Raw genomic sequence first — 24,424 nt, 5'->3', positions numbered from 1 at the left:
TCTGAAGATGGGGGGACCATCCTCCAAGGCTAAATACTCATCATCGACCGATAGTGAACTAGTACCGTGAGGGAAAGGCGAAAAGAACCCCGGGAGGGGAGTGAAATAGATCCTGAAACCGCATGCTTACAAAAAGTCGGAGCCCGCAAGGGTGACGGCGTACCTTTTGTATAATGGGTCAGCGACTTACATTCAGTGGCAAGGTTAACCGAATAGGGAAGCCGTAGAGAAATCGAGTCCGAATAGGGCGTCTAGTCGCTGGGTGTAGACCCGAAACCAAGTGATCTATCCATGGCCAGGATGAAGGTGCCGTAACAGGTACTGGAGGTCCGAACCGACTAGTGTTGCAAAACTAGCGGATGAGCTGTGGATAGGGGTGAAAGGCTAAACAAACTTGGAAATAGCTGGTTCTCTCCGAAAACTATTTAGGTAGTGCCTCAAGTATTACCGTCGGGGGTAGAGCACTGTTTTGGCTAGGGGGTCATGGCGACTTACCAAACCAAGGCAAACTCCGAATACCGACGAGTACAGCTTGGGAGACAGAGCACCGGGTGCTAACGTCCGGACTCAAGAGGGAAACAACCCAGACCGCCAGCTAAGGTCCCTAAAATTGGCTAAGTGGGAAACGAAGTGGGAAGGCTAAAACAGTCAGGATGTTGGCTTAGAAGCAGCCATCATTTAAAGAAAGCGTAATAGCTCACTGATCGAGTCGTCCTGCGCGGAAGATGTAACGGGGCTAAGCCAGTTACCGAAGCTGCGGATGCACAGTTTACTGTGCGTGGTAGGAGAGCGTTCTGTAAGCCTGTGAAGGTGCGTTGTAAAGCGTGCTGGAGGTATCAGAAGTGCGAATGCTGACATGAGTAGCGTTAAAGGGGGTGAAAAGCCCCCTCGCCGTAAGCGCAAGGTTTTCTACGCAACGTTCATCGGCGTAGAGTGAGTCGGCCCCTAAGGCGAGGCAGAGATGCGTAGCTGATGGGAAACAGGTCAATATTCCTGTACCGATGTGTAGTGCGATGTGGGGACGGATCTTAATAGGTCATCCGGGTGTTGGATATCCCGGTTTAGTTGGAAGTAGGCGTGCGTTAGGCAAATCCGGCGCACATATACCGAGGCCAACGATCGAGCCAGCTTGCTGGTGAAGTGACTGAACGAGGTTCCAGGAAAAGCCACTAAGCTTCAGCTGCACACGACCGTACCGCAAACCGACACTGGTGCGCGAGATGAGTATTCTAAGGCGCTTGAGAGAACTCAGGAGAAGGAACTCGGCAAATTGACACCGTAACTTCGGAAGAAGGTGTGCCCTATTAGTGTGAAGTGAACAACGGAGCATGAAAGGGTTGCAAAAAATCGGTGGCTGCGACTGTTTATTAAAAACACAGCACTCTGCAAACACGAAAGTGGACGTATAGGGTGTGACGCCTGCCCGGTGCTGGAAGATTAAATGATGGGGTGCAAGCTCTTGATTGAAGTCCCAGTAAACGGCGGCCGTAACTATAACGGTCCTAAGGTAGCGAAATTCCTTGTCGGGTAAGTTCCGACCTGCACGAATGGCGTAACGATGGCCACACTGTCTCCTCCTGAGACTCAGCGAAGTTGAAATGTTTGTGATGATGCAATCTCCCCGCGGAAAGACGGAAAGACCCCATGAACCTTTACTGTAGCTTTGTATTGGACTTTGAACAGATCTGTGTAGGATAGGTGGGAGGCTTTGAAGTGCAGTCGCTAGATTGCATGGAGCCAACGTTGAAATACCACCCTGGTGTGTTTGAGGTTCTAACCTAGGTCCATCATCTGGATCGGGGACAGTGCATGGTAGGCAGTTTGACTGGGGCGGTCTCCTCCCAAAGCGTAACGGAGGAGTTCGAAGGTACGCTAGTTACGGTCGGACATCGTGACGATAGTGCAATGGCATAAGCGTGCTTAACTGCGAGACTGACAAGTCGAGCAGATGCGAAAGCAGGACATAGTGATCCGGTGGTTCTGTATGGAAGGGCCATCGCTCAACGGATAAAAGGTACTCTGGGGATAACAGGCTGATACCGCCCAAGAGTTCATATCGACGGCGGTGTTTGGCACCTCGATGTCGGCTCATCTCATCCTGGGGCTGTAGCCGGTCCCAAGGGTATGGCTGTTCGCCATTTAAAGAGGTACGTGAGCTGGGTTTAAAACGTCGTGAGACAGTTTGGTCCCTATCTTCCGTGGGCGCTGCAGATTTGAGGAAGCCTGCTCCTAGTACGAGAGGACCGGAGTGGACACACCTCTGGTGTATCGGTTGTCACGCCAGTGGCATTGCCGAGTAGCTAAGTGTGGAAGAGATAACCGCTGAAAGCATCTAAGCGGGAAACTCGTTTCAAGATGAGATCTGCCGGGGCCTCGAGCCCCCTGAAGAGTCGTTCTAGACCAGGACGTTGATAGGTCGGGTGTGGAAGCGCAGTAATGCGTTAAGCTAACCGATACTAATTGCTCGTGCGGCTTGACCCTATAACTTTGATCTCCCTGATCAAGGTGTTATGCCAAGTGACGCAGTCAAATACCAAGCTGATTTAACTCTATGAATTCGCCATCTTGACCTCAACACCAAGATGGCTACCCTTTATGCCTGATGACCATAGCGAGGTGGTCCCACTCCTTCCCATCCCGAACAGGACAGTGAAACGCCTCAGCGCCGATGATAGTGCGGGTTCCCGTGTGAAAGTAGGTCATCGTCAGGCTCTTACAGCCACGAAAAGCCCAACCAGCAATGGTTGGGCTTTTTTGTTTTAGCCCGCCCCTTTGCCCGCACCCCCTGTCGCTCGCCAACGCCATCAACTACAGCCTCAACCCAGCCAGCCGCTGACACGCTTCATCGTATGCAAGGGGCGAACTGATGAACAACACATCTGACGAAGGCGGGCTTTGCAATGTTAGGTCGGCTGCCAGCAAGGGCCGAGTCCTCACGAATGCGACGTAATGTATGAGCACGATCGAGCGATGGTGCTCGGCACGGCGCACTGCCGGCTCATGCCCAAGAAGACGAGGACCATGTACCCTACCAAACTGGATTTACGCCAAGCGCAGCGCGCATAGCAGGCGACCTCTTAGCCCGCGTAAAGGACCCGGACCAGCCGTTCGGCCGCGACGACGGCCACGCTCTCGAGCTTCCGTGCCACGCTGAAGCGATCGGTGTCCAACTCGATGCAGGCGTCGCTGTGACGCGCCGGGTGAGCTCGCTCACCTGCAGGAAGGGAGCCCGCGCGGCGAACGGCGCAAGCGCCTGGCATTCGTCGCGCTCGAAGCGCTGCGCCGGAGGCTCGCGTTGTCTACGAGCACCTCCTTCGCCGTGCCTTGGAGGTGCCTGAAGGCACATTCCATGCCTTGCAGCCACGCCGACTGGCGCTCGTGCAGGAACATGGCAACGAAGGTGCCGGAGGGTAGCCCAACGTCGCGACGAACAGATGCACCTTCAGCGGCTCGTCGCCCACCGTCACGCGCACGGTGCCGAAGTCGATCTGCAACTGATCGCCCAGCAGCGTCTTGTAGCGCACCGTTGCCACGCTTTGAGCAAGGACCTCACGGCGCAGATGGCCACAAGCGCGTGGTGGCCCGGCCGCTGAACCCTCGCGTCCCTTCCGATGAAGAGGCGCTGCGATATCCGCCGCGGCAAGGCTCCTGCTGCACTCCAGATCAGCCGACAACGCGAAATGCTCGGGCTGCAGCATCACCTCTACTCAGTCTTGCGCTCGATGGTGGTTCTACGAGGACCTGGGCTCATGCTCGCGCGCACGCAGTCGCGCGCGCTACAGGGCGCGGTGGGAGACGGCTAGCCAGCCTCAGCGGTAGCTCCGCCCCCCGGTACCCAAAAACCTTCAATTGCTACTCAGCCTCTTCTTGCAGGTGCCGTTCGAAACGCTCCAGAAGTGTGTGCATTTCCTGTCGCGCGCGCGCGAACTCGCCCGAGGCGCCACGCGCAGCCATGTCGCGCTCATAGTCCTCGCGAGAATCGAAAACGCACTCCCACCTTACATCGGGGCCAGCGCCCTCCAGTTTCCTGAAGATCCGTCCCGGCGGTAGCCCAAGCTGCGCCCGGATCTCGGTGGCCAGACGACGCTGCGCCAGCACCGCTTCCACACTGCCGGGCAACGCGTAGTAGTTGGTGATCTCAATGACCATGGCGAAGGGCCTCCTTGCCCAGACAAGCCGTCTTGCCGCGAAATTCCACGCGGGTGCTGACTCTATTGACAATCACATTATTTGATCACACACTGTGATCACAGTAAAGGTGCGACAGATGGGCTGCCGGCACCTGACACACATGCGAGGAGTTCCACTGATGCCGACAATCCGGTCCATAGACACGCTATTGGTCCAACTTCCCACGCGGCGGGAGCACAGATGGACGGGGCTGACGGAGTCCATCGGCCGCTACCTGCTGACACGCATAGTCGACAGTGACGGCCGGATCGGCTGGGGCGAGGCTCCTGCATTGAAGGACTGGGGCGGCGAGTTCGGCCGCTACTTCGGCGAGTCCACGGCGATTGCAAACACGGTCATCGAGAAGTACCTCGCGCCGGCGCTTGTCGGGGTCGAACTGGGTAACTTTGCCGAGATGCATGCCCGTATGGACGCAGTGATCCGCGGCTATCCCTATGCCAAGGCCGCGGTCGAGTTTGCCGCCTACGACGTCACGGGCCGCTGGCTCGGCCTGCCGGTGCACATGCTGCTCGGCGGCAAGGCGCGCTCGCGCATCATGGTGACCCACTCGATCGGGTTGATCCCGATCGCCGAGGCCGAGAAAGAGGTCGCGCAGGTTGCGGCCGAAGGCATCAAGACGATCAAGATCAAGATCGGCGTGGATGCGAAGCGCGACATCGACATGGTGCGCACCGTCAGGGCCGCGGTGGGCGATTCGGTCGAGTTGTGCGTGGACGCCAACGAAGGCTATCGCACGCCAGGCGAGGCCATCGCCACCGTGCGCGCGATGGAGCCGTACAGGCTCAAGTATGTCGAGCAGCCGGTGATGGGCATTGAGCGCATCGCGGAGGTCGCACGTGCCATCGATCCGCCCGTGATGGCCGACGAATCGGCTTGGAATGCGCATGATGCGATCCAGATCAGCGAGCAGCGCGCAGCGCAGATCGTGTCAATCTACACCACCAAGCCGGGGGGGCTCTACAAAGCGATGGAGGTCGCGGCCGTGTGCCGCGCGGCGGGCATCATCTGCAACGTCAACGGCTCGGTAGAGACCGGGGTCGGCAACCTCGCCAACATCCACCTTGCCGCCGCGGCGCCGGCGGCCACGCTGTCTTGCGTAGTCCCCGTGTCGACGCCCGCCGAGTGGCAGAAGGGCCAGGTCGGCGGCATCTATTACCGCGACGACCTCATCGTCGCGCCCATGCAACTGGTCGATGGCGGCATCGAGGTGCCGACCGCGCCCGGCATGGGCATCGACGTCGATCTCGCCAAGGTCGAAAAGTACACGGTGCGCGACTGAACGCCGCTGCCGACACACAAACATTCATTGAGGGTTTCCAGATGCGCAATGCAATCATCGAGCGGCAAGTCAAGGCGATCGCCGAGCACGGACTCGACGCCATGGTGTCGTGCTCCCCCGAAAACTATGCCTATGCGACCGGCTTCGTCGTCCCGTCGCAGCCGCTGATCAGGCACCGCCACGCGATGGCCATCGTCACGTCCGACGCACGCGTGGAGTTGTTCTCCGTCGACATGGAAGCCAGTACTGTGAGGCGCCGCGCGGCGGACGTCCCGACACGCATCTGGGCCGAGTTCACCGACGACGCCATGCTTGTGCTGGCCGACCAACTCAGCAAGCTGGGTCTTGCGCGCGGCCGCATCGGCATCGAGATGGACTACCTGCCTTCTGGGGACTTGGCGCGGCTGCAGAAGGCGCTCCCCGAAGCGCGCTTCGAGCACTGCGAGCAGATCCTCGCGCGGCTGCGCCAGATCAAGACACCTGACGAGATCGCGCTGCTGCGTCGCCTATCGCGCATCGCCGACCAAGCGATCACCGATGCGCTCGCCTCAGTTAAGGCAGGCGATTCGGAAATGGACATCGCCGGGCACCTCACGCGCAATGTGTACGCACTGGGGGCCGAACACTTCAAGCTCATGATCATCGCGACAGGCGAGCGCAGCGTGCTGCCCAATGTCGGTCCGAGCGATCGCAGGCTCAAGCCGCGCGACGTCTGCCGGGTCGAGATCTTTTCCGTGATCGACGGCTACCAGGCGGGCGTGTGCCGCACTGCCGTCGTGCACGAAGCGCCGCCGAAGGCCGAAGCCATCTGGCAGCACCTGGTGGACTGCAAATACCAGATCATGGAGATGGTGAAGCCCGGCGCGAGCTGTCGCGCCATCTACGACGCCTTCATCGCCAAGCTCTCCGAGATGGACCTGCCGCCGATCTCCTTCGTCGGCCACGGCATCGGCCTGCACCTGCACGAGGATCCTTACCTGGGCAAGACGCCGGTGCTGGGGCGGCCCGGAAGCGACGCGCTCATCGAAGAAGGCATGGTGCTTGGCTTCGAGCCGCTGTGCTATGAAACGGGGCACGGCTTCGGCATGCAGAACAAGGACATGCTGCTGGTCACGGCCAATGGCTGCGAGCTGCTCTCCGACTATGCCAACACCGACAAGCTACTGGTCATCAACGGCTGAGCGGCGACCCGACAACTGCAACTTGGGAAGATCTTCATGCGCACGCTCATCGAGCACCTTGATTTCGCATTCCTCGTCGACGCCGACGACACGGTGGTGCGCAACGCGAGCATCCTGGTCGACAAGGACCGCATCGTCGATATCGGCCCCGCTGCCGACGTCGCGGCACGGCACCGCGGCGAGCACTTCGACCGAGTGATGGACGGGCGCATGCTCGGCATCTGCCCTGGCTTCGTCGACAGCCACGTTCATCTGTCGGAGACGTTGTCGCGCGCCGTGTTCCCCGACAACCTGAACACCAGGGCCTGGGTCTTCCACTGGGCCAAGCCCTTTTACGCGCACATCACCGAGGAAGACGAGTACTGGGGAGCGCTGCTTGGCATCACGGAGATGCTGCGCAATGGCACCACCTGCTTCATCGACATGGGGTCGCAATACGACCCCGGCATCACTGTCCGGGCGATGGAGAAGACCGGCATTCGCGGCATAACTGGCCGGCATGCGGCGGACAATCCGCCCCCCGAGCTGCCGCGAGGGTGGACCGAAGAGATGGCGCGGCACCACTTCTTCCCGAACGCCGAGGCCGCCCTGGCTGAACTGGAGGCCTGCGTGCGCAAATACGACGGCGCCCTCGACGGCCGCGTGCGATGCTGGGTGAACATCGAAGGGAAGGAGCCCTGCACGCTGGAACTCCACGTCGGCGCGCAGAAACTGGCCGAGCGGCTCGGCGTCGGCACCACCTACCACCTCGCGACCTCCATCGAAGAGGCGAAGGTCTGCGAAGACAAGTACGGTTGCTGGCCGATCACGCGCATCGACCGCGCTGGCGGTATCGGCTCCAACCTCGTCATTGCGCACGGCGCGGCCGTCAGCGACGAGGAAGTAAAGCTGCTGGCGAGTCGCGGTGCCAAGGTCGCGTTCTGCCCGTGCTCGTCCTTCAAGCTCGGCAAGGGTGCGACCGCGATCGGCAAGTATCCGGAGATGGTCGCCGCTGGTGTCACCGTCGGACTGGGCACCGATGGCGTATCGGCGGCCGGCAACATGAACCTCATGCGCCAGATGCTGATCGTCGCCGGCATGTTCAAGGACGCACGCATGAAGCCCGACGTGTTCACCGCTCGCCAGGCGCTGCGCGCGGCCACCATCGAAGGCGCCAAGGCCGCGATGTGGGACCACGAGATCGGTTCCCTCGAAGTCGGGAAGAAGGCCGACTTCATCCTCTTCGACCTCGATCATGTCGAGTGGACCCCGTTCCATGATCCGTTGCAGGCACTGGTCTTCTCGGCGTCGACCGCCTCGATCACGCAGACCTGGGTCGACGGCAAGGCGCTCTACAGCGAAGGCAAGGTGCATGGTGTGGACGAGCCGGCGCTGCGCCGCAGGGCCAGGGAGCTCGCCGCTGCGGCCGTCGAGCGTGCGGGCCTGCACGACGAGAACGTCGAGACCACGACCACGCTGTACGACAGCGGCAACTGATGCGGGTCATCCGCTCCGTTGCGCTGATCGACCGCGCCGGCAGTTTCGACCTGGAGATCGAGGGCGAGCGCGTACGAGCCCTTTCGCCCTCCGCCAGTGCAGCGGCGCCACGCTGGCTGGCCATGCCTTCGCTCGTCAATCTGCACGCCCACGCGAACCGGGCGTATGCGGCGTCATCGCAGCGACCGGCTTCCCTGAGCGATGCCGTGGCCTCGGCGAAGCGCGAACGGGCCAACGTCAGCATCGAGGACGTGCGCGCGCGGGCCGCCAGGCTGTTCGACAGGTCGATCGCGCATGGCGTTTGTTCGCTGCGCACACATACCGATGTCGATCCCGTCAGCGGTATGGTCGCTGTCGAAGGCGTGCTGGCGGCTGCGGCGCAAGTGCGCACGTCGCTCGACGTCGAGGTCGTCGCGTTTGCGAGTGCGGCAGCAGATCCGAGCCAGCCGGAGACAGGGGCACTCTTCGCCGAGGCGGTAGAGCGGGGCGCCTCGTTCATCGGTGCCGTCCCCGCGCTCAGTGCCCGACCCAAGGCCGCACTGGAGGCACTGCTGGACACGGCGCTCGCGCTGGAGGTATCACTCGACATCCACCTCGACGAACACCTCGAAGCGTCGAATGCGCTGATCCATCAACTGGTGGACGCCACTTTGACGCGTGGGCTGCAAAACCGTGTCACGGTCAGCCATGCTTGCGTGCTTTCGGCCATGCCGCGCGACGAAGTCCGGCGCTTGCTGGACCGGATGGCAGAGGCGGGCATCGTGCTGGTGGTGCTGCCTGAACTCAATCTGTACCTCCAGTCGCGGGGCGACGGCGCACCGCGCCTGCGCGGACTGGCGCCGGTCCTGGAGGCACTGAAGGCGGGCGTGGCGGTGCGCTTCGGCACCGACAACGTCAGGGATTGGTTCTTTCCCTTTGGCGACGGCGACATGCTCGAGACCGGCTTCGTCGGTGCGATGGCCGCGCACGTCGATGCGGCGCAGGACCTTGCTGCGCTCGTCTGCGGCGGCCGGCGGCGCATCGAGCCAGGCGACGTCGCGGACCTGCTGTTGATCCCGGCATCGTCCTTCGACGACGCGCTCGCGAGGCGCCCAGACGGGCGAGTGCTGCTGCGCCGAGGGCGCACCATCGATGCCATCGCCGGTGCGAGTGCGCCGCTGTCAGGCCACGCGGGTCTCGTAGACGCTGGAGATTGAGTTTTCGATCGCCCGTTGCGTCAGGTCGCGCGCAATGAAGACGATCCAACCCGGCGCCGTGGTCGCCTGCGGCCACGCCGGCAGGCGCTCGATCGGGTAGAGCACGTGCTGCACGCCCTGGACGACCACTGGGCGTTCGTCATCGTCGAGGGCCACCAGGCCCTTCACGCGCAGGATCGAATCGCCGCGGCTGGCGAGCAACAGCTCCAGCCACTCGACGAAGGCCGGCCAGTCCACCGGTTGCCGAAGCGCCACCGTGAAGGTCTTGATCGCATCGTCGTGCGAGCCCCCGTGCCCTTGCGGCTGCGCCTTCGGCTGCGCACCGATGACGGAGTCGATGATCGGGCCGAGCTGGGGCGGCGCAGGCGTCCTCCATGGCCCGTCCGGCTCCCGGAGAATGTCGGCCGCGGGCAGCTGCGCCTTGCGGGACACGAGCAGGCTCGCCGACGGATTCATCGCACGGAGCTTGCCGCGCAGCGCCTCGCCTTCGGCTTCTCCGACCAGGTCGGTCTTGGTCAGGATCAGCCGGTCGGCCGTTGCCAGCTGCTGCCTGGCCTCGCGATGCCGGCCCAGCGTCTGCTCGCCGTTGACGGCGTCTACGGTCGTGATCACCAGGCCCAGGCGGGACCAGGACACAAGGGTTGCTTCGCTCAGGATCGCCTGCATGATCGGCGCCGGATCGGCCAGCCCGGTGGTCTCGACCACGACCCGGGTGAATGCGGGAATCCTGCCGGCGCCCATCAGCGCGTTCAGCTCGGCCAACGTCGACACCAGGTCGTCGCGCACCGAGCAGCAAAGGCAGCCGGAACTCAGCAGCACGACGTCCTCGGCCACCTCGCGCACCAGCAGGTGGTCGAGTCCTGTCTCGCCGAACTCGTTGATGACCACCGCAGTGTCCGCCAGGCCGGGATCGCCCAGCAGATGGCGCAGCAGGGTGGTCTTGCCGCTGCCGAGGAAGCCCGTCAGCACGTGGATCGGCACGCGGTTGTCGGCCTCGGGCGCGGTGGGCGTCATCGTCAGGCCAGCTCGAAAATCGCGTCGACCTCGACGGCCACATTGCGCGGCAGCGAGTTGCAGCCGACGGCAGCGCGCGCATGCCTGCCCGCATCGCCGAACACCTCGACCATGAGGTCTGAGGCGCCGTTGATCACCTTCGGGTGGTCGCCAAATTCGGGCGTGGCGTTGACGAAGCCGCCGAGGCGCACACAGCCCGCGACGCCATCCAGACTGCCGCCCAACGCCGTACGCAGCTGGGCAAGAATGTTGATCGCGCACAGGCGTGCTGCTTTCTGAGCATCCTCGATCGAAACATCCTGACCGACCTTGCCGACGTACTGGTCCTTGCCGCCGGCGGTCGGGACCTGGCCTGCGATGTAGATCAGCGAGCCGCTCCTGCGTGTCGGAACATAGTTTGCGGCCGGCGCAACGGCGTTCGGCAATTCGATGCCGAGTTGGGCCAGGCGTGCTTCAATTCCTTGGGGGGTCATTCTCTGGTGTCCTTGGGAGTAGGGGTCAGTTGCCGAAATAGAGGTCGTCCAGCGGGGCAGAGAGCAGGTCGTCGGCGTTCGGCTCGCTGAGGGCAGGGGCGAGCGTGCTGCCCGTGCTGCGAATGTCGCGCAGCACGCCTTGCCTGGCCATCGCGGGCTTCTTGGTGCGCAGGCCTTCGAGGATCTCGACGTGTGCCGAAGCGTCCCAAGGAGTACTCGGCGACAGCAGCGACAGGTACATCGTCGGGCCGAACTGCAGCCACAACGATTCAATCAGCGGCATGACGACTTCGGTGCCCGACGCCTCGTAGAGCGTGAAATGAAAGCGCTGGTTCGATGACAGGCAGCCGAGCAGATTGCGCCTCGCGATGGCCTCGAGCAACTCATCGTTGATCGCGGTCAGCGTGCTCAGCAACACCGGCGTGCAATTGCGGCACGCCATCTCGGTCGCCATGCCCTCGATCAGCTCCCGCACCGCGAAAAGCTCCTTCAGTTTCTTCGGCGTGAGTCTCGGTACGCGAACAGATCCGCTGGCAGTGGCCTCCAGCGCATTGATCACCACCAGCCGTGCCAACGCGTCCCGGACCGGCATCGGACTGGTGCCGAAGCTGCTTGCAAGCTTGCGCAGGCTCATCACCTGGCCGGGCGCGAAGGCACCCACCATCAGGCCGCGCCGAAGTCGCTGGAACACTTCCTCGGGGACGCTGCCGCGTGCGCGTTTGCTCGGTGCCTCGGAGGTGGGTTGTCGAAGGCGTTCGGCGATCTGTTCCATGGACTCTCCCGTTGGTTGCCGTGATGAGGGTTAACCCGATTGTGTGTGATTATAGCTGTGATCACACTCTGTGATCAAGACGAGTCTACATCCACGCCATCCGAACCCTAAGCCTCTGGGGCTATGAGGGCAAGGGCTGGTTTCTTTACTCACTCAACCTCACGGGCGGTATTCCATGCGACTCCTGCGATCCGGCATTTCCATGAGCTCACATCTCAGAAAGGCTGCCCTGGCAGCGCTCCTGGTCTCGACCTCCGCCGCGTGGGCGACGGACCCGGTGAACGTGCGCTTCAGCTGGAAGCTCAAGGGCGAGTACGCGCACCTCTACCTGGCCCAGGAGCAGGGCATTTATGCATCCAAGAACCTGGCCGTGCGCATGGGCGAGGGCGCCGGGGCGCCTGCCGCGCTGGGCGCTTTGCTGCAAGGACAGGAAGATGTCGTGGTGATGCCCGCCATCTTCGCGGTCTCTGCCATTCAGAAAGGCATGCCGGTCAAGATCGTCGCGCTCTACCACCCCCGTACGCCGGTGGTGCTGATCTCGCAGCCTGACAAGCCCATTGCGCAGCCGAAGGACCTGGAAGGCAAGACCATCGCCCACTCGGTCGGAGAAACCGGCACCTCTTACCTGTCCGTCTTTTGTGCGGTCAATGGCATCGACTGCGCAAAGGTCAAGAAGATCCAGATGGACGCGCAGTCGCGCGTTCCGCAATTCCTGCAGAAGCAGGTCGACGCGGTGAGCGTCTACCGCACGAGCGACCTTCCGGTGCTCGAGGCCAAGGTCGGCACCAAATTCCCGGTCCTCGACCTGGCGCAGCATGGCCTTGCAATTCCCGGGTTGGCCGCGGTGTCGAGCAATGCGGCCATCGCCAAGCGACCCGACGTCCTGCGGCGCTACCTGGCGGCGGTCAACGAAGGCATCGCCGCGACGCGCAAGGACCCGAAGGCAGCAGCGGCAGCCTTGATGAAAACCTGGGAGGGCAGCCCGCCAGCGGAGGTCGTGGAGGCGCAGGTGCGCGCGACGATGGACGCAGTTCCCGCCGCTTCCGGCAAGCCGGTCGGATGGATCGATGCCAAGGCCATCTCGCAGGCGCTGGACCTTCTCAAGACGGACGAGGCGATCGGGACACCCAAGCCCGTCGAGACCTTCTTTACGAACGACCTGTTGCCCGCTCAGTAAGAAAAGCCCGACGCATGACTGAACTCAATCACACCCAAGCCGTACCGATGCCCACCGCGCCCAAGACCAGGAAGAAAGGCGCCGGCGGCAGCTTCACGGAGCGTTACGCCTCCGTGCTGCTCGCCATGGTCATCCTGCTCGTCTGGCAGTTCTCGGTCCCGCTGCTGGGCCTGTCCGAATTCGTGCTGCCGACGCCGCTTGCGATCGGCAAGCGGATCGTGACGGATTTCGATCTGCTGGCCGCCCATTCGTACATCACGCTGCTCGAAGTACTCGCGGGCTTCCTCGCCGGGGTGCTGATAGGGATTCCCCTGGCGCTGGCGATCTTCTATTCGAAGGCGTTCGAGCGCGCCGTCTATCCGCTGCTCGTGGCGCTGCAGACGGTGCCCAAGATCGCGCTGGCTCCACTGCTCGTGCTCTACCTCGGCTATGGCTGGTGGCCCAAGATCAGCCTCGCGTTCCTGATCTCATTCTTTCCCATCGTCATCTCGACGGTGGTGGGTCTCCAGTCGCTCGACAAGGGCCTGGTCAACATGGTCCGCTCGATGGGCTCGACGGAATGGCAGACCTTCTTCAAGGTCAGGCTGCCGGCGGCCATGCCGAGCATCTTCGGTGGCCTGAAGGTGGCCATCTCTCTGGCGGTCATCGGCGCCATCATCGGCGAGTACATCGCCGCGGAACGGGGCCTGGGCTATCTCCAGTTGCAGGCGAACTCCCAGTTCGACACGACGCTGAATTTCGCCACCGTCGTCACCATCTCCCTGCTCGGCGTGCTGCTCTATTTCGTGCTGGCGCTGGTCGAGTCCAAGGTTTCCTATCAACGCGAAAGTGCCAAATGAGCAATGCAGCCAACGTGCGGATCGAGGGTGTCTCCAAGACCTATGAAGTGCGCGCCGGCGACGATGTGAAGGCGCTCGATCGGGTCGACCTCGACATCGCTCCCGGCAGCTTCGTGGCCATCGTGGGCCCCAGCGGATGCGGCAAGAGCACGCTGCTGTCGCTGCTGGCGGGCTTGACCCCGGTGTCCTCCGGCCGCCTGCGCATCGACGGCGACGAGGTCGTCAAGCCGCACCCCAAGGCGGGCGTGGTCTTCCAGTCGGACCTGCTGCTTCCATGGCGAAGCATCATCGACAACGTGCTGCTGCCCATCGAAATCAAGGGCAAGGACCGGGCCACCGCCACGAGCCGTGCGCGCGAGCTGCTGGCGCAGGTGGGCCTGGCGGGCTTCGACAACAAGTTCCCGTTCGAGCTCTCGGGCGGCATGCGCCAGCGCGTGGCCATCTGCCGCGCCCTGATCCAGGAGCCGGGCCTGCTGCTGATGGACGAGCCATTCGGCGCGCTCGATGCGCTGACGCGCGAGCAGATGATCATGGACCTGCAGTCGATGTGGCTGCGGCTGGGCAACACGGTGTTGTTCATCACGCACGGCATCGACGAGGCGGTGTTTCTCGCCGACCGGGTCATCGTCATGTCCCCGCGGCCCGGCCGCGTGGACCTCGATCTGGCCATCGACATCCCGCGCCCGCGCCGCTGGAGCGGCATCCACGAAAACCCCGCCTTCCAGCACCACGTGCGGCAAGTGCGGGAGATGTTCGAAGCCAAGGGCGTCCTGGTCGCTCACTGAGGCACACACCATGAAAGTTTCGATTCTGGGCGGCGGCGCCGGTGGCGCCGCCGCCGTGGCCGAACTCACGCTGGCCGGCCACGAGGTGGTTCTTTGGAACCGCTCCGCCGCAACGCTCGCGCCTTTCCAGGCGCTGGAAGGGGTGCGGTACGAAGGTGTGCTGGGCACGGGCATTGCCCGCCCGCGCCTCATCACTGCCGACCTGAAGTCGGCCCTTGACGGCGCCGACGTCGCGGTCGTCACGCTGCCGACCTTTTCTCACGCGCCGGTCGCGCGCGCCCTGGCAACCGCGGGTTGGCCTGCGAACCGGCCGGTCGTCCTGAACCCGGGCCATACCGGAGGCGCGCTGGAGTTCGCCCACGCGTGGCGCGAGGTGCGTGCCGACCTGCCGCCGATCGCCGAGTTTTCCACGCTGACCTATGTGGCGCGCAAATACCAGGCGGACGGCGTGACCGTCACCGGGCGTGCGCGCCAGGTCCGCGCGGCGGCGCTGCCCGGCGGCGATGCGGCGCTGGCCGCCGCCTGCATGCTCTTTCCCGGCGCTTCGCCGGTCGGCGACGTGCTCGCCTCCGCCCTTGCCAATGCCAACCTGGTGCTGCACCCGCCAGGCGCAGTGCTCGCGGCGGCGTGGGTCGAGGCGACGCAGGGCGATTTCACCTTCTACGTCCAGGCCATGACTCCCGGCGTCTCGCGCACCATGCGCGCACTCGACGACGAACGCCTGGCGGTTGCCGCTGCCTTCGGTCATCGGCTGCCGAACCTCATCGAGGAGATGAAGCTCATCGGCACCGTGGAGTCCTCCGTCGAGGACACGCAGGACTTCATGGCCGCGATCGCCGGCGGCGAAGCGAACAGGCGCATCAAGGGCCCCGACTCGCTCCAGCATCGCTACTACCGCGAGGATTTCGGGCATGGCCTGCTGCCCTTCCTGGAGCTGGCGGCCATCGCCGGCGTGGCGACGCCGGTGGCGCGATCGCTCTTTACGCTGGCGCAGGCGCTGGTCGGCATCGACTATGCCCAGGGCGGTCGCACCGCCGGTGCAATGGGCATCGCGGGAATGTCCAGAAATGAACTTCTACAACATGTGAGGCAGCAGCCATGAACTGGGACCAGGCCGTTATCGCGATCGTCGGCGGCGATCGACGCGAACAGGAGATCGCGCGTTGCGCAGTGGCCGCGGGAGCCGAGGTGCGGGCCTATGGCTTCCCGTGGCCCGAACAGGGCATCGAAGGGGTGCGCCACACCGCCAACGCGCGCGAGGCGCTGGAAGGCGCCGACATCGCGCTGTTCCCGATCCCCGGTATCGCACCCGACGGCGCGCTGTTCGCGCCCCAGTGCGCCGAGCGCATCATTCCCGACGCCGCCATGCTCGGCGCCATGCGCCGTCCGGGCCACATCGTCCTCGGCTGGGCCGACCCCAAGCTCAAGGCGCACTGCGAGGCCCTCGGCATCACGCTGCACGAGTACGAGTGGGACGAGGACCTGATGCTGCTGCGCGGCCCGGCGATCGTCGAGGGCATGCTCAAGGTGCTGATCGAGAACACCGACATCACCATCCACAAGGCCAAGGTGTGCCTGGTGGGGCAGGGCACCATCGGGACCCTGGTCACGCGCACGCTGCTGGCGCTCGGCGCACGCGTCCACGTCGCGGCACGCAATGCCGTGCAGCGCGCCGCTGCGCATGCGGCGGGTGCCGAGTCGCACGAGCTGTCCGCCCTGGCGGACGTCCTGCCCGGCACCGACATCGTCATCACCAGCGTGCCGGCGCGCGTGCTCGGGCGCGAGCATCTCCGGAGGCTTCCCCCGCATGCCTTGCTGGTCGACCTGGCCGCGCCCCCCGGGGGCATCGACCGCGATGCCGCGCAGGAACTCGGGCTCAGGTTCGTCTGGGCGCGCGGCCTCGGTGCACGCGCACCCATTACGGTGGGCCGCAGCCAATGGAGCGGCGTGCACCGCCGCATCGACAACATCCTGAAGGAAAGAAAGCAATGAGCCAAGCCGATCTGGTGATTCGCAACGCGCGAGTGGTGCGCCATGACGGGGAGTTCCACGGCGGCGTGGCCGTGAAGGACGGAAAGATCATCATGACGGGCGCCGACAGCGCCCTGCCCAAGGGTCATCGCGAGATCGACGCTGGTGGCCGGGTGCTGATGCCGGGCGTCATCGACCCGCACTGCCACCTCGGGGTCAAATACCCCTACGCCGAAGACATGCGCACGGAGATGGCGGCCGCAGCATCGGGCGGCGTGACCACGGCGCTGCTGTACATCCGCAACCTGAAGCCTTCCTACCTGCCGTTCTACGAGGAGCGCAAGGCGGTCGGGGAGGAGAACTCGATGATCGATTTCGGGTTCCACTTCGGCATCCAGCGCGAGGAGCACATCGCCGAAATCCCCGAGATCGTCGCCAAGACCGGCGTGCGCTCGTTCAAGTGCTACTTCGGCTACGAGCCGGACAACCCGATTGGCATCGTTCCCGCGACCGACGGCTGGGTGTACGCGGCGATGCGCATCCTGTCGAAGATTCCCGGCGCGCTGATCAACGTGCACTGCGAGAACACGCAGATTGCTTCGTGGCTGAAGAACGAGATCAAGGCGACGGGCCGGCAGGACCTGGGCGCCTATACCGAATCCCGCCCCGCCTTCTGCGAGGTGGAGACCATCCGCCGCATGATCTTCCTGGCCGAGCGCACCGGCTGTTCGCTGCATCTGGTCCATACCTCCGTCGGCATGGGCCCCGTGCTCGCCGCCGAGGCGCAGGCGCGCGGGGTGCATGTCACGGTCGAGACCTGCCCCCATTACCTGACGCGCACCGCCTACGACAGTGACCTGGACATGCGCGCGAAGATCTCGCCGCCGTTGCGCGACAAGGAAGAGCAGGAGGGCCTTTGGCGCGGCGTGCTGAACGGCTCGGTCTACAGCCTGGGCACCGACCATGTGCCCTTCCTGCCGAAGAAGCTCGAAGACCTCTGGACCGAACTGCCGGGCGTGGTGTCCTTCCCCTGGGAACTCTCGTTGATGCTGCATTTCGGTGTGCACCAGCGCGGCTTGCCGCTGTCGCGGCTGGTGCAGATCAACTCCGCCAATCCGGCACGCCGCTTCGGCCTCTGGCCGCGCAAGGGCAACATCGAGGTCGGCTTCGATGCCGACCTGGTGCTGGTCGACCTCGACGAGGAGCGCACCGTCGAGCACACCGGCAAAGGCACCTGCATCTACGAAGGCTGGAAGCTCAAGGGCTGGCCGGTGCTCACCGTGTCCCGCGGTGCGGTGCTCTACGAGAACGGCGTGGTCGACGAGAGCCACTTCGGCCGCGGGCGCTGCCTCACCGTTCCGGCCTGACGGCGCGCCACATGGAAACCGGACTGGACACGCCGATCAGGGGCAGTGCCGCGCCTGTCGCGCGCAGTCTCGGCGAGCGTCTCGACGCGCTGAACGATGCTGCACTCGAGCTCGCGCAGCGTGCGCGGCGCCCGCGGCGGGAGCGGCTGTCGGGCCTCCACAACCCCTGGCGCCACGGAGATCCGCTGGTCGATCCCTGGCTGCTGCTGGACCTCTGCGAGGACCCCGCGGTCGTGGACGGCGTGGAAGCGCTGGTCGGCCCCGACATCGTCCTGTGGGACACCGAGCTGTACCTGGAGGCCGCGGCCTACCAGCGCTTCGTGGAGGAAGGCCGCGAGGGGCGCTACTGGCCGGCGATGCCGCTGGCGGGTGCGGTGGTGCTGGTGGCCGCGGCGCGGCCGCTGGCCTGCGTGGACCTCGCACGGGTTGCGGAAGATCTGCCTGCGTTGGACTTGGCGTCGCCGCTCTATGTCCTTCGCTACATGCCGGGGACGAGCCACTTCGTGCGCGACGGCCGGGCGCTCGCGAACTGGGTCGCGATGGAGGAGCAGCCGCTCATCAATTACACGACCCGTCCGCTCTGGCTCGTGCGCGGAGAAGACCGGGCCAGCAGCGATTTCGTCACAGGCTTTTCGCCGCCGGTGCCCCGATGGGCCAGCAACCAACCCAAGGAGAAATGACATGCCATTCGTGATCGTCGAGATGTGGCAAGGCCGTACGGTCGAGCAGAAGCGCAACCTGGTCAAGGCCATCACGCAGGCCATGGTCGACCATGCAGACTGCAAGCCCGATCACCTGCACGTCGTGATCCACGACACGCCCAAGGACAGCTGGGGGCGCAATGGCGTGCTCGGCATCGACATGAAGGAAAAATAAATGACCCTCGACAACCTCGATCCCCGCACCTCGGCCCTGCTGGTCATCGACCTGCAGAACGCATTCATCCACGACAAGGGCACGCTCGGCATCTCGGGCGTCGACACCAAGCGCCTCTCGGCGATCGTGCCGACGCTGGCCGAACTGATCCCCCGCTGCCAGGCCGCCGGCATTCCGGTGATCTGGACCGTGCAGGAACACTTCGCCGTCGATGCGAGCCGGGCCCGCAAGAAGCTCGCCGGCCACACCTCGCGGCGAAAGCAGGTTTCCGCGCTTGCGGGAAGCTGGGACGAGGAGATCGTCGAGGAGCTCAAGGCGCTCGCTGCAGTCAATCCGGCTTATGTGATCCGCAAGCACCGCTTCGGCGCGTTCTACGAGACGCGGCTGGAGATGATGCTGAAGATGCTGGGCACTCGCACCCTGTTCGTGGCGGGCACTACCACCAATGCGTGCGTGGAGACCAGCATCCGCGAGGCCTATCTGCGGGACTACGACGTGGTCGCGCTCGACGATTGCATCTCGGGCGTCAACGGCGAGTGGGAGCAGACGGCCAAGAAGGTCTGGAAGCAATACTTCTGCGAAATTTCCGATTCGAAGGAGATGCGGGCGTGGGTCGAAGAGAAGGCGGCCCCGCGCACGCTCGGCTTCGGCCACATGCTGCTGATGGTGCAGGACGTGCCGCGCTCGGTCGGCTTCTATGTCGACCAGCTGGGTTTTTCGATTCGGCCGGCGAAGCCGCTTGCGGACGGTCGTCCCTTCACTGCCTTTCACCAAGGCATGGCCGTCGTGGCCGGGCGCGCGCCGTCGCATCGTCAGATCGACCACATCGCATTCGAGGTCAACGACGTGCGAGCCTTGCGCGACAAGCTCAAGAAGTCGGATGTCGAGTTCCAGCAGGACCTGCATGACGGGCCCTACGGCCTGACCATCTACGTGACCGATCCCGACGGCACGCGCGTCGAGCTGTACCAGGTCGGCGTGACGGCCTGAGCTTCATTGCCCGCCGCCGCGTGGGCGTGGGCTCCTTCTGCCAGCGATGCAATGCCCTGCGGGCGATGCATCGCCGCGTGTGATCCAACGAGAGAGACTTCCCCATGCTGATAGGCGTGCCGGCCGAGACTGTGCCCGGCGAAACCCGAGTGGCCGTGACTTCGGAGACGGCCAAGAAGCTTGTCGCGCAGGGGCACACGGTGCGTGTGCAGTCCGGCGCCGGCGTTGCTGCGTCGCTCACCGATGCCGCCTACCAGGGTGCCGGTGCCGAGATCACCGATGCCGCTGGCGCCTTTGCCTGCGAGCTCGTGCTGAAGGTGCGTGCACCCACGCACGCCGAGGCTGCGCTCATGAAGCCTGGCACCGTGGTGGTGGGCATGCTCAACCCCTTCGATGCCCAGGGCCTGCAAAGGCTCGCGGAGGCCGGCCTCACCGGCTTTGCGCTGGAAGCCGCCCCCCGCACCACCCGCGCCCAGAGCATGGACGTGCTCTCTTCCCAGGCCAACATCGCCGGCTACAAGGCCGTCATGATCGCCGCCGACCGCTACCAGCGCTTCTTTCCCATGCTCATGACCGCTGCGGGCACCGTCAAGGCCGCGCGCGTCGTCATCCTGGGCGTCGGCGTCGCTGGCCTGCAGGCCATCGCCACTGCCAAGCGCCTGGGTGCCGTCATCGAGGCCTCGGACGTGCGCCCCTCCGTCAAGGAGCAGGTCGAGTCCCTGGGCGCCAAGTTCATCGACGTGCCCTACGAGACCCAGGAAGAAAAGGAAGCCGCCGAAGGCGTCGGCGGCTATGCCCGCCCCATGCCCCAGAGCTGGCTCGATCGCCAGAAAGCCGAAGTCGCCAAGCGCGTGGCCCAGGCCGACGTCGTCATTACCACCGCGCTCATCCCCGGCCGGCCCGCCCCCGTGCTCGTCACCGAGGACATGGTCAAGGCCATGAAGCCCGGCTCCGTCGTCGTCGACCTCGCCGCCCCCCAAGGCGGCAACTGCCCCCTGACCGAGCCCGGGCGCACCGTCGTCAAGCACGGCGTCACCCTCGTGGGCGAGACCAACCTGCCCGCCCTCGTGGCCGCCGACGCCTCCTCGCTCTACGCGCGCAACGTGCTCGACTTCCTCAAGCTCGTGCTCCCCAAGGAGGGCGGCTTCAAGATCGATCTCGAAGATGACATCGTCGCTGCCTGCCTGATGAGCCGCGACGGCCAGCTCACCCGCAAGTAAGAACAAGCCGAACGAGGAGAAAGCCATGGACCCGGTATCCCATACCGTCATCAACCTGATCATCTTCGTGCTGGCCATCTACGTGGGCTACCACGTGGTCTGGACCGTCACCCCCGCGCTGCACACGCCCCTGATGGCCGTGACCAACGCCATCTCCGCCATCGTCATCGTGGGCGCCATGCTCGCGGCCGCGCTCACCACCACCTGGCTGGGCAAGGGCATGGGCGTGCTGGCCGTGGCCCTGGCAGCGGTCAACGTCTTCGGCGGCTTCCTCGTCACCCGGCGCATGCTGGAGATGTTCAGGAAGAAGGACAAGAAGGCCCCGGCTGCTGCAGCGGCCAAGGCGGGGGGCCACTGACCATGTCGATGAACGTCGTCACGCTGCTGTACCTGGTCGCCAGCGTCTGCTTCATCCAGTCCCTCAAGGGCCTGAGCCATCCGACCACCTCGATCCGCGGCAACATGTTCGGCATGGCCGGCATGGCCATCGCCATCCTGACCACCGCGGCGCTGATCGTGCAGCTCGCCGGCGGCAGGGGCCAGGGCATGGCCTGGGTGCTGCTGGGCCTGGTGGTGGGCGGCGGCTACGGCGCCTACCGCGCCAAGACTGTCGAGATGACCCAGATGCCCGAGCTGGTCGCCTTCTTCCACAGCATGATCGGTCTGGCGGCTGTCTTCATCGCGGTGGCGGCCGTGGTCGAGCCGTGGGCCTTCGGCATCACGCCGCCTCCGGTGGCTGCGCTCATCGGGGGCAACACGCCCGAGGGTGCCTACGTGGTCGACGGCCTGGCGCGCTGGGCGATTCCGGCGGGCAACCGGCTGGAGCTGTTCCTGGGCGCGGCCATCGGCGCCATCACCTTCAGCGGCTCGGTCATCGCCTTCGGCAAGCTCTCGGGCAAGTACAAGTTCCGCCTGTTCCAGGGTGCGCCGGTGCAGTTCAAGGGCCAGCACATGCTCAACCTGGTGCTGGGGCTCGCGACCATCGGCCTGGGGCTGGTGTACATGGCCACCGAGAGCTGGACTGCCTTCTTCCTGATGCTGCTGCTGGCCTTCGTGATGGGGGTGCTGATCATCATCCCGATCGGCGGGGCGGACATGCCGGTGGTGGTGTCGATGCTCAACAGCTACTCGGGCTGGGCGGCCGCGGGCATCGGCTTCAGCCTGAACAACGCCATGCTGATCGTGGCGGGCTCGCTGGTGGGCAGCTCGGGGGCGATCCTGAGCTACATCATGTGCAAGGCGATGAACCGCTCGTTCTTCAACGTGATCCTGGGCGGCTTCGGCGGCGAGGCGGCAACGGCCACGGGCGCGGCCCAGGAGCAGCGCCCGGTCAAGAGCGGCAGCGCCGACGACGCGGCCTACATGCTCTCCAACGCCGAGACCGTGATCATCGTGCCCGGCTATGGGCTGGCGGTGGCGCGCGCGCAGCACGCGGTCAACGAGCTGGCGCAGAAGCTCACCGAGAAGGGCGTGACGGTGAAGTACGCGATCCACCCGGTGGCCGGGCGCATGCCGGGGCACATGAACGTGCTGCTGGCGGAGGCCGAGGTGCCCTACGACCAGGTGTTCGAGATGGAGGACATCAACGGCGAGTTCGCGCAGGCCGACGTGGCGATCATCCTGGGGGCCAACGACGTGGTGAACCCGGCCGCGCTCACCAAGGGCACGCCGATCTACGGCATGCCGATCCTGGAGGCCTACAAGGCCAAGACGGTGATCGTGAACAAGCGCAGCATGGCCGCGGGCTATGCCGGGCTGGACAACGAGCTGTTCTACATGGACAAGACCATGATGGTCTTCGGCGACGCCAAGAAGGTGGTCGAGGACATGGGCAAGGCGATCGAGTAAGAGCAGTCAAGCTGCACGCACGTGTTGAACCGCGTGCGTGCAGCAGGCAGGTCGTCAGCGCTGCAGCCAAGGGGTGGATGAGGCAGGCTGCCGGATGCCTTTCGTCCCGTCGTGCAGCCCGGTGAACGCGAAGTCCACCTCGGGCGCGAGCCCGCTCACGATGCGCGCGATCGATTTGCCCGAGCCGCAGGCGTGCGTCCATCCCAGCGTGCCATGGCCGGTGTTGAGGAACAGGTTCGGCAGCTTTGTTTTTCCGATCAGCGGCACGTTGCTCGGCGTTGCCGGCCGCAGGCCAGTCCAGAACTGGGCCTGGCGGGTATCGCCGGCGCCCGGGAACAGTTCTTCGACGCGCCGCACGATGGCTTCGCAGCGCACGCGGTTCAGGTCGCGGTCGTAGCCATTGAGCTCAGCCGTGCCGGCGATGCGCAGGCGGTCGCCGCTCTCGGAGGTGTAGCGCGAGAACACCAGCTTGTATTCGTCGTCGGTCAGGGAGACCTGGTGCGCTTTCGATGCGTCCTTGACAGGCAGCGTCACCGAATAGCCCTTGGCCGGGTAGATCGGCAGCTTGATGCCGAGCGGTGCGGCGTACAGCGGGCTCAGCGAGCCCATCGCCAGCACGAAGGCATCGCCGCGGATGCGCTGGAAGCGGCCTTCGTCGTCCGTCGCTTCCACATGGTCGATGCTGCCGCCGGATTCGCGCAGCGCGGTCACGGTGTGGCTCATGAGGAAGTTCACGCCGGCCGCGGACGCAAGCCTGACCAGTTCGCGCGCAAAGCGGTTGGCGTCGCCTGATTCGTCCTCGGCCGTGTAGGTAGCCCCCGCCAGGTGAGAGCGGATGTGGGCCAGTGCGGGCTCGATCTCCACCGCCTTGTCCGCCGAGATCACCTGCCGCTCGCAGCCCAGCGCGCGCATCTGCTCAGCCGGCTTCAACGCCCCATCGAATTCCTTCTGCGTCGTATAGAAGTGCAGGATGCCCTGGGTGCGCTGGTGATAGGCAAGGCCGGTTTCGCGGCGCAACTGCTGCAGCGTTTCGCGGCTGTAGGTGCCCAGCCGCACGATCTGCTCGATGTTGTGGCGCGTGCGCGCCGGCGTGCATTCGCGCAGGAACTGCAGGCCCCAGAGCCACTGGCGCATGTCTGCCCGGATGCGGAACAGGAGCGGCGCATCTTCCTTGCCGAGCCATTGCAGCACCTTGAGCGGCGCACTCGGGTTGGCCCAGGGTTCGGCGTGGCTGACGGAGATCTGGCCGCCATTGGCAAAGCTGGTTTCGGCAGCCGGTGTGGCCTGCCGGTCGACCACGGTCACTTCGTGGCCGAGTTGCTGGAGGTAGTAAGCGGAAGTCACGCCGAGCAGGCCGGCACCAAGAACGATCACGCGCATTTCATGCACCTTTGAGGTTGCAGCGCTCGAACGCAACGGAAACGGAAGCTCGAAAAGAAAGCAACCGGACCATGCGTCCAAGTTGCCGCTCCCCCTGTCCTCGGTACCTGAGAGATTCGCCCGCTGCGCCCGCAGCGGGTTTGCTCCTTCGGTGCATCACGTGGTGTGATGGCTCTCCAGACGGCTTTGACAGTTGATGCAGTACAGGCTCGTTGTTGCGAGCGGACCTGAGCGTTTATGGGAGTTTGCGCCTTCGGTGGGGCCGCCTCGCAGCGGCCCGCTCTCCTGCAGTGAGGCAGATTGTAGAGGGCGCGGCCCGCACCGCCAAGCGCTTCTGCGCGCCGGGTACCCGCATCCGGCGGGGCGCTCGGCGCTTGGGTAATCCCGCC

22 protein-coding genes, 2 rRNA genes and 2 riboswitches (1 of these 26 running past the window's edge) are annotated in these 24,424 nt (G+C 64.6%); of the genes, 18 read left to right on the top strand and 6 right to left on the bottom strand.

Going from position 1 to position 24,424, the window contains the following annotated elements; all coding sequences use genetic code 11:
• Positions 1-2,481: ribosomal RNA gene (locus tag E5CHR_RS24520) — 23S ribosomal RNA — on the top strand; it begins 390 nt to the left of the window's first position.
• Positions 2,482-2,598: 117 nt separating this feature from the next.
• Positions 2,599-2,711 (top strand): 5S ribosomal RNA (gene rrf, locus E5CHR_RS24515).
• A gap of 588 nt (positions 2,712-3,299) precedes the next feature.
• On the opposite strand, the gene E5CHR_RS24510 is transcribed toward rrf, so the two are convergent.
• On the bottom strand, positions 3,300-3,698 hold the full coding sequence (locus E5CHR_RS24510) for a hypothetical protein (RefSeq protein WP_162582250.1): 399 nt from the start codon (positions 3,696-3,698) through the stop codon (positions 3,300-3,302).
• 154 nt (positions 3,699-3,852) lie between these two features.
• Entirely contained in the window at positions 3,853-4,149 is a 297-nt protein-coding gene (locus E5CHR_RS24505; RefSeq protein WP_162582249.1) for a hypothetical protein, read from the bottom strand.
• A gap of 160 nt (positions 4,150-4,309) precedes the next feature.
• On the opposite strand from E5CHR_RS24505, the gene E5CHR_RS24500 reads away from it, so the two are divergent.
• Genes E5CHR_RS24500 through E5CHR_RS24485 form a run of 4 tightly spaced genes read left to right on the top strand, consistent with a single transcriptional unit; the run spans position 4,310 to position 9,323 of the window.
• The gene (locus E5CHR_RS24500; RefSeq protein ID WP_162582248.1) at positions 4,310-5,470 is read left to right on the top strand and encodes a mandelate racemase/muconate lactonizing enzyme family protein; all 1,161 of its coding nucleotides are present in this window, start codon (positions 4,310-4,312) and stop codon (positions 5,468-5,470) included.
• Between the two features lie 41 nt (positions 5,471-5,511).
• A complete protein-coding gene (locus tag E5CHR_RS24495; RefSeq protein ID WP_162582247.1) occupies positions 5,512-6,651 on the top strand; it encodes a M24 family metallopeptidase in 1,140 nt (379 codons plus the stop codon).
• Positions 6,652-6,687: 36 nt separating this feature from the next.
• Positions 6,688-8,127, top strand: a complete 1,440-nt coding sequence (locus tag E5CHR_RS24490; RefSeq protein ID WP_162582246.1) for an amidohydrolase family protein — start codon at positions 6,688-6,690, stop codon at positions 8,125-8,127.
• The gene (locus tag E5CHR_RS24485; protein WP_162582245.1) at positions 8,127-9,323 is read left to right on the top strand and encodes an amidohydrolase family protein; all 1,197 of its coding nucleotides are present in this window, start codon (positions 8,127-8,129) and stop codon (positions 9,321-9,323) included. The genes E5CHR_RS24490 and E5CHR_RS24485 overlap by 1 nt, the downstream gene beginning before the upstream one ends.
• Here the strand turns inward: E5CHR_RS24485 and E5CHR_RS24480 are convergent.
• Genes E5CHR_RS24480 through E5CHR_RS24470 form a run of 3 tightly spaced genes read right to left on the bottom strand, consistent with a single transcriptional unit; the run spans position 9,288 to position 11,582 of the window.
• Positions 9,288-10,337, bottom strand: coding sequence for a CobW family GTP-binding protein (locus E5CHR_RS24480; protein ID WP_162582244.1), 1,050 nt, complete (start codon positions 10,335-10,337; stop codon positions 9,288-9,290). The two genes, E5CHR_RS24485 and E5CHR_RS24480, sit on opposite strands and share 36 nt — an antisense overlap.
• 2 nt (positions 10,338-10,339) lie before the next feature.
• Positions 10,340-10,810: a RidA family protein gene (locus E5CHR_RS24475; protein WP_162582243.1), complete on the bottom strand. Its 471-nt coding sequence runs from the start codon at positions 10,808-10,810 to the stop codon at positions 10,340-10,342.
• 25 nt (positions 10,811-10,835) lie between these two features.
• Entirely contained in the window at positions 10,836-11,582 is a 747-nt protein-coding gene (locus E5CHR_RS24470) for a GntR family transcriptional regulator (RefSeq protein WP_162582242.1), read from the bottom strand.
• A gap of 202 nt (positions 11,583-11,784) precedes the next feature.
• Between E5CHR_RS24470 and E5CHR_RS24465 the strand changes: the two genes are divergently transcribed.
• The 12 genes from E5CHR_RS24465 (at position 11,785) to E5CHR_RS24410 (ending at position 22,655) form a co-directional block, all read left to right on the top strand.
• Positions 11,785-12,759, top strand: a complete 975-nt coding sequence (locus tag E5CHR_RS24465; protein WP_162582241.1) for an ABC transporter substrate-binding protein — start codon at positions 11,785-11,787, stop codon at positions 12,757-12,759.
• 14 nt (positions 12,760-12,773) lie between these two features.
• The gene (locus E5CHR_RS24460) at positions 12,774-13,598 is read left to right on the top strand and encodes an ABC transporter permease (RefSeq protein WP_232062182.1); all 825 of its coding nucleotides are present in this window, start codon (positions 12,774-12,776) and stop codon (positions 13,596-13,598) included.
• Entirely contained in the window at positions 13,595-14,383 is a 789-nt protein-coding gene (locus tag E5CHR_RS24455) for an ABC transporter ATP-binding protein (RefSeq protein ID WP_162582240.1), read from the top strand. The genes E5CHR_RS24460 and E5CHR_RS24455 overlap by 4 nt, the downstream gene beginning before the upstream one ends.
• A gap of 10 nt (positions 14,384-14,393) precedes the next feature.
• Positions 14,394-15,485, top strand: coding sequence for an NAD/NADP octopine/nopaline dehydrogenase family protein (locus tag E5CHR_RS24450; protein ID WP_162582239.1), 1,092 nt, complete (start codon positions 14,394-14,396; stop codon positions 15,483-15,485).
• On the top strand, positions 15,482-16,375 hold the full coding sequence (locus E5CHR_RS24445; protein WP_162582238.1) for a dipicolinate synthase subunit DpsA: 894 nt from the start codon (positions 15,482-15,484) through the stop codon (positions 16,373-16,375). Before E5CHR_RS24450 ends, E5CHR_RS24445 begins: the two co-directional genes overlap by 4 nt.
• On the top strand, positions 16,372-17,721 hold the full coding sequence (locus E5CHR_RS24440; RefSeq protein ID WP_162582237.1) for a dihydroorotase: 1,350 nt from the start codon (positions 16,372-16,374) through the stop codon (positions 17,719-17,721). Before E5CHR_RS24445 ends, E5CHR_RS24440 begins: the two co-directional genes overlap by 4 nt.
• An 11-nt stretch (positions 17,722-17,732) precedes the next feature.
• Complete coding sequence (locus E5CHR_RS24435; protein ID WP_162582236.1) at positions 17,733-18,401, top strand: resolvase; 669 nt, start codon at positions 17,733-17,735, stop codon at positions 18,399-18,401.
• A gap of 1 nt (position 18,402) precedes the next feature.
• Positions 18,403-18,597 carry a tautomerase family protein gene (locus E5CHR_RS24430; protein ID WP_162582235.1) on the top strand — a complete coding sequence of 65 codons (195 nt, stop codon included), beginning with the start codon at positions 18,403-18,405 and terminating at the stop codon, positions 18,595-18,597.
• Complete coding sequence (locus tag E5CHR_RS24425; RefSeq protein ID WP_162582234.1) at positions 18,598-19,587, top strand: isochorismatase family protein; 990 nt, start codon at positions 18,598-18,600, stop codon at positions 19,585-19,587.
• A gap of 104 nt (positions 19,588-19,691) precedes the next feature.
• Positions 19,692-20,807, top strand: a complete 1,116-nt coding sequence (locus E5CHR_RS24420) for a Re/Si-specific NAD(P)(+) transhydrogenase subunit alpha (RefSeq protein WP_162582233.1) — start codon at positions 19,692-19,694, stop codon at positions 20,805-20,807.
• A gap of 25 nt (positions 20,808-20,832) precedes the next feature.
• Complete coding sequence (locus E5CHR_RS24415) at positions 20,833-21,165, top strand: NAD(P) transhydrogenase subunit alpha (RefSeq protein WP_162579642.1); 333 nt, start codon at positions 20,833-20,835, stop codon at positions 21,163-21,165.
• Between the two features lie 2 nt (positions 21,166-21,167).
• Positions 21,168-22,655, top strand: a complete 1,488-nt coding sequence (locus E5CHR_RS24410) for an NAD(P)(+) transhydrogenase (Re/Si-specific) subunit beta (protein ID WP_162582232.1) — start codon at positions 21,168-21,170, stop codon at positions 22,653-22,655.
• 54 nt (positions 22,656-22,709) lie between these two features.
• Here the strand turns inward: E5CHR_RS24410 and E5CHR_RS24405 are convergent, their stop codons facing one another.
• Entirely contained in the window at positions 22,710-24,035 is a 1,326-nt protein-coding gene (locus E5CHR_RS24405) for a D-amino acid dehydrogenase (protein ID WP_162582231.1), read from the bottom strand.
• An 84-nt stretch (positions 24,036-24,119) separates the two neighbouring features.
• A riboswitch (glycine riboswitch) is annotated at positions 24,120-24,225 on the bottom strand.
• A gap of 4 nt (positions 24,226-24,229) precedes the next feature.
• Positions 24,230-24,333: riboswitch (glycine riboswitch) on the bottom strand.
• Between the last annotated feature and the right edge of the window lie 91 nt (positions 24,334-24,424).

The sequence above is a fragment of the Variovorax sp. PBS-H4 genome, assembly GCF_901827205.1.
Lineage (GTDB): Bacteria > Pseudomonadota > Gammaproteobacteria > Burkholderiales > Burkholderiaceae_C > Variovorax.
The sequence above is the reverse complement of the archived record's forward strand: the minus strand, read 5'-3'. Positions and strand labels throughout refer to the sequence as shown.

Excerpts from the sequence above, each read along its gene's own strand:
- E5CHR_RS24510 (WP_162582250.1), bottom strand. The coding sequence starts at position 3,698 with ATGCTGCAGCCCGAGCATTTCGCGTTGTCGGCTGATCTGGAGTGCAGC.
- E5CHR_RS24505 (WP_162582249.1), bottom strand. The coding sequence starts at position 4,149 with ATGGTCATTGAGATCACCAACTACTACGCGTTGCCCGGCAGTGTGGAA.
- E5CHR_RS24500 (WP_162582248.1), top strand. The coding sequence starts at position 4,310 with ATGCCGACAATCCGGTCCATAGACACGCTATTGGTCCAACTTCCCACG.
- E5CHR_RS24495 (WP_162582247.1), top strand. The coding sequence starts at position 5,512 with ATGCGCAATGCAATCATCGAGCGGCAAGTCAAGGCGATCGCCGAGCAC.
- E5CHR_RS24490 (WP_162582246.1), top strand. The coding sequence starts at position 6,688 with ATGCGCACGCTCATCGAGCACCTTGATTTCGCATTCCTCGTCGACGCC.
- E5CHR_RS24485 (WP_162582245.1), top strand. The coding sequence starts at position 8,127 with ATGCGGGTCATCCGCTCCGTTGCGCTGATCGACCGCGCCGGCAGTTTC.
- E5CHR_RS24480 (WP_162582244.1), bottom strand. The coding sequence starts at position 10,337 with ATGACGCCCACCGCGCCCGAGGCCGACAACCGCGTGCCGATCCACGTG.
- E5CHR_RS24475 (WP_162582243.1), bottom strand. The coding sequence starts at position 10,810 with ATGACCCCCCAAGGAATTGAAGCACGCCTGGCCCAACTCGGCATCGAA.
- E5CHR_RS24470 (WP_162582242.1), bottom strand. The coding sequence starts at position 11,582 with ATGGAACAGATCGCCGAACGCCTTCGACAACCCACCTCCGAGGCACCG.
- E5CHR_RS24465 (WP_162582241.1), top strand. The coding sequence starts at position 11,785 with ATGAGCTCACATCTCAGAAAGGCTGCCCTGGCAGCGCTCCTGGTCTCG.
- E5CHR_RS24460 (WP_232062182.1), top strand. The coding sequence starts at position 12,774 with ATGACTGAACTCAATCACACCCAAGCCGTACCGATGCCCACCGCGCCC.
- E5CHR_RS24455 (WP_162582240.1), top strand. The coding sequence starts at position 13,595 with ATGAGCAATGCAGCCAACGTGCGGATCGAGGGTGTCTCCAAGACCTAT.
- E5CHR_RS24450 (WP_162582239.1), top strand. The coding sequence starts at position 14,394 with ATGAAAGTTTCGATTCTGGGCGGCGGCGCCGGTGGCGCCGCCGCCGTG.
- E5CHR_RS24445 (WP_162582238.1), top strand. The coding sequence starts at position 15,482 with ATGAACTGGGACCAGGCCGTTATCGCGATCGTCGGCGGCGATCGACGC.
- E5CHR_RS24440 (WP_162582237.1), top strand. The coding sequence starts at position 16,372 with ATGAGCCAAGCCGATCTGGTGATTCGCAACGCGCGAGTGGTGCGCCAT.
- E5CHR_RS24435 (WP_162582236.1), top strand. The coding sequence starts at position 17,733 with ATGGAAACCGGACTGGACACGCCGATCAGGGGCAGTGCCGCGCCTGTC.
- E5CHR_RS24430 (WP_162582235.1), top strand. The coding sequence starts at position 18,403 with ATGCCATTCGTGATCGTCGAGATGTGGCAAGGCCGTACGGTCGAGCAG.
- E5CHR_RS24425 (WP_162582234.1), top strand. The coding sequence starts at position 18,598 with ATGACCCTCGACAACCTCGATCCCCGCACCTCGGCCCTGCTGGTCATC.
- E5CHR_RS24420 (WP_162582233.1), top strand. The coding sequence starts at position 19,692 with ATGCTGATAGGCGTGCCGGCCGAGACTGTGCCCGGCGAAACCCGAGTG.
- E5CHR_RS24415 (WP_162579642.1), top strand. The coding sequence starts at position 20,833 with ATGGACCCGGTATCCCATACCGTCATCAACCTGATCATCTTCGTGCTG.
- E5CHR_RS24410 (WP_162582232.1), top strand. The coding sequence starts at position 21,168 with ATGTCGATGAACGTCGTCACGCTGCTGTACCTGGTCGCCAGCGTCTGC.
- E5CHR_RS24405 (WP_162582231.1), bottom strand. The coding sequence starts at position 24,035 with ATGCGCGTGATCGTTCTTGGTGCCGGCCTGCTCGGCGTGACTTCCGCT.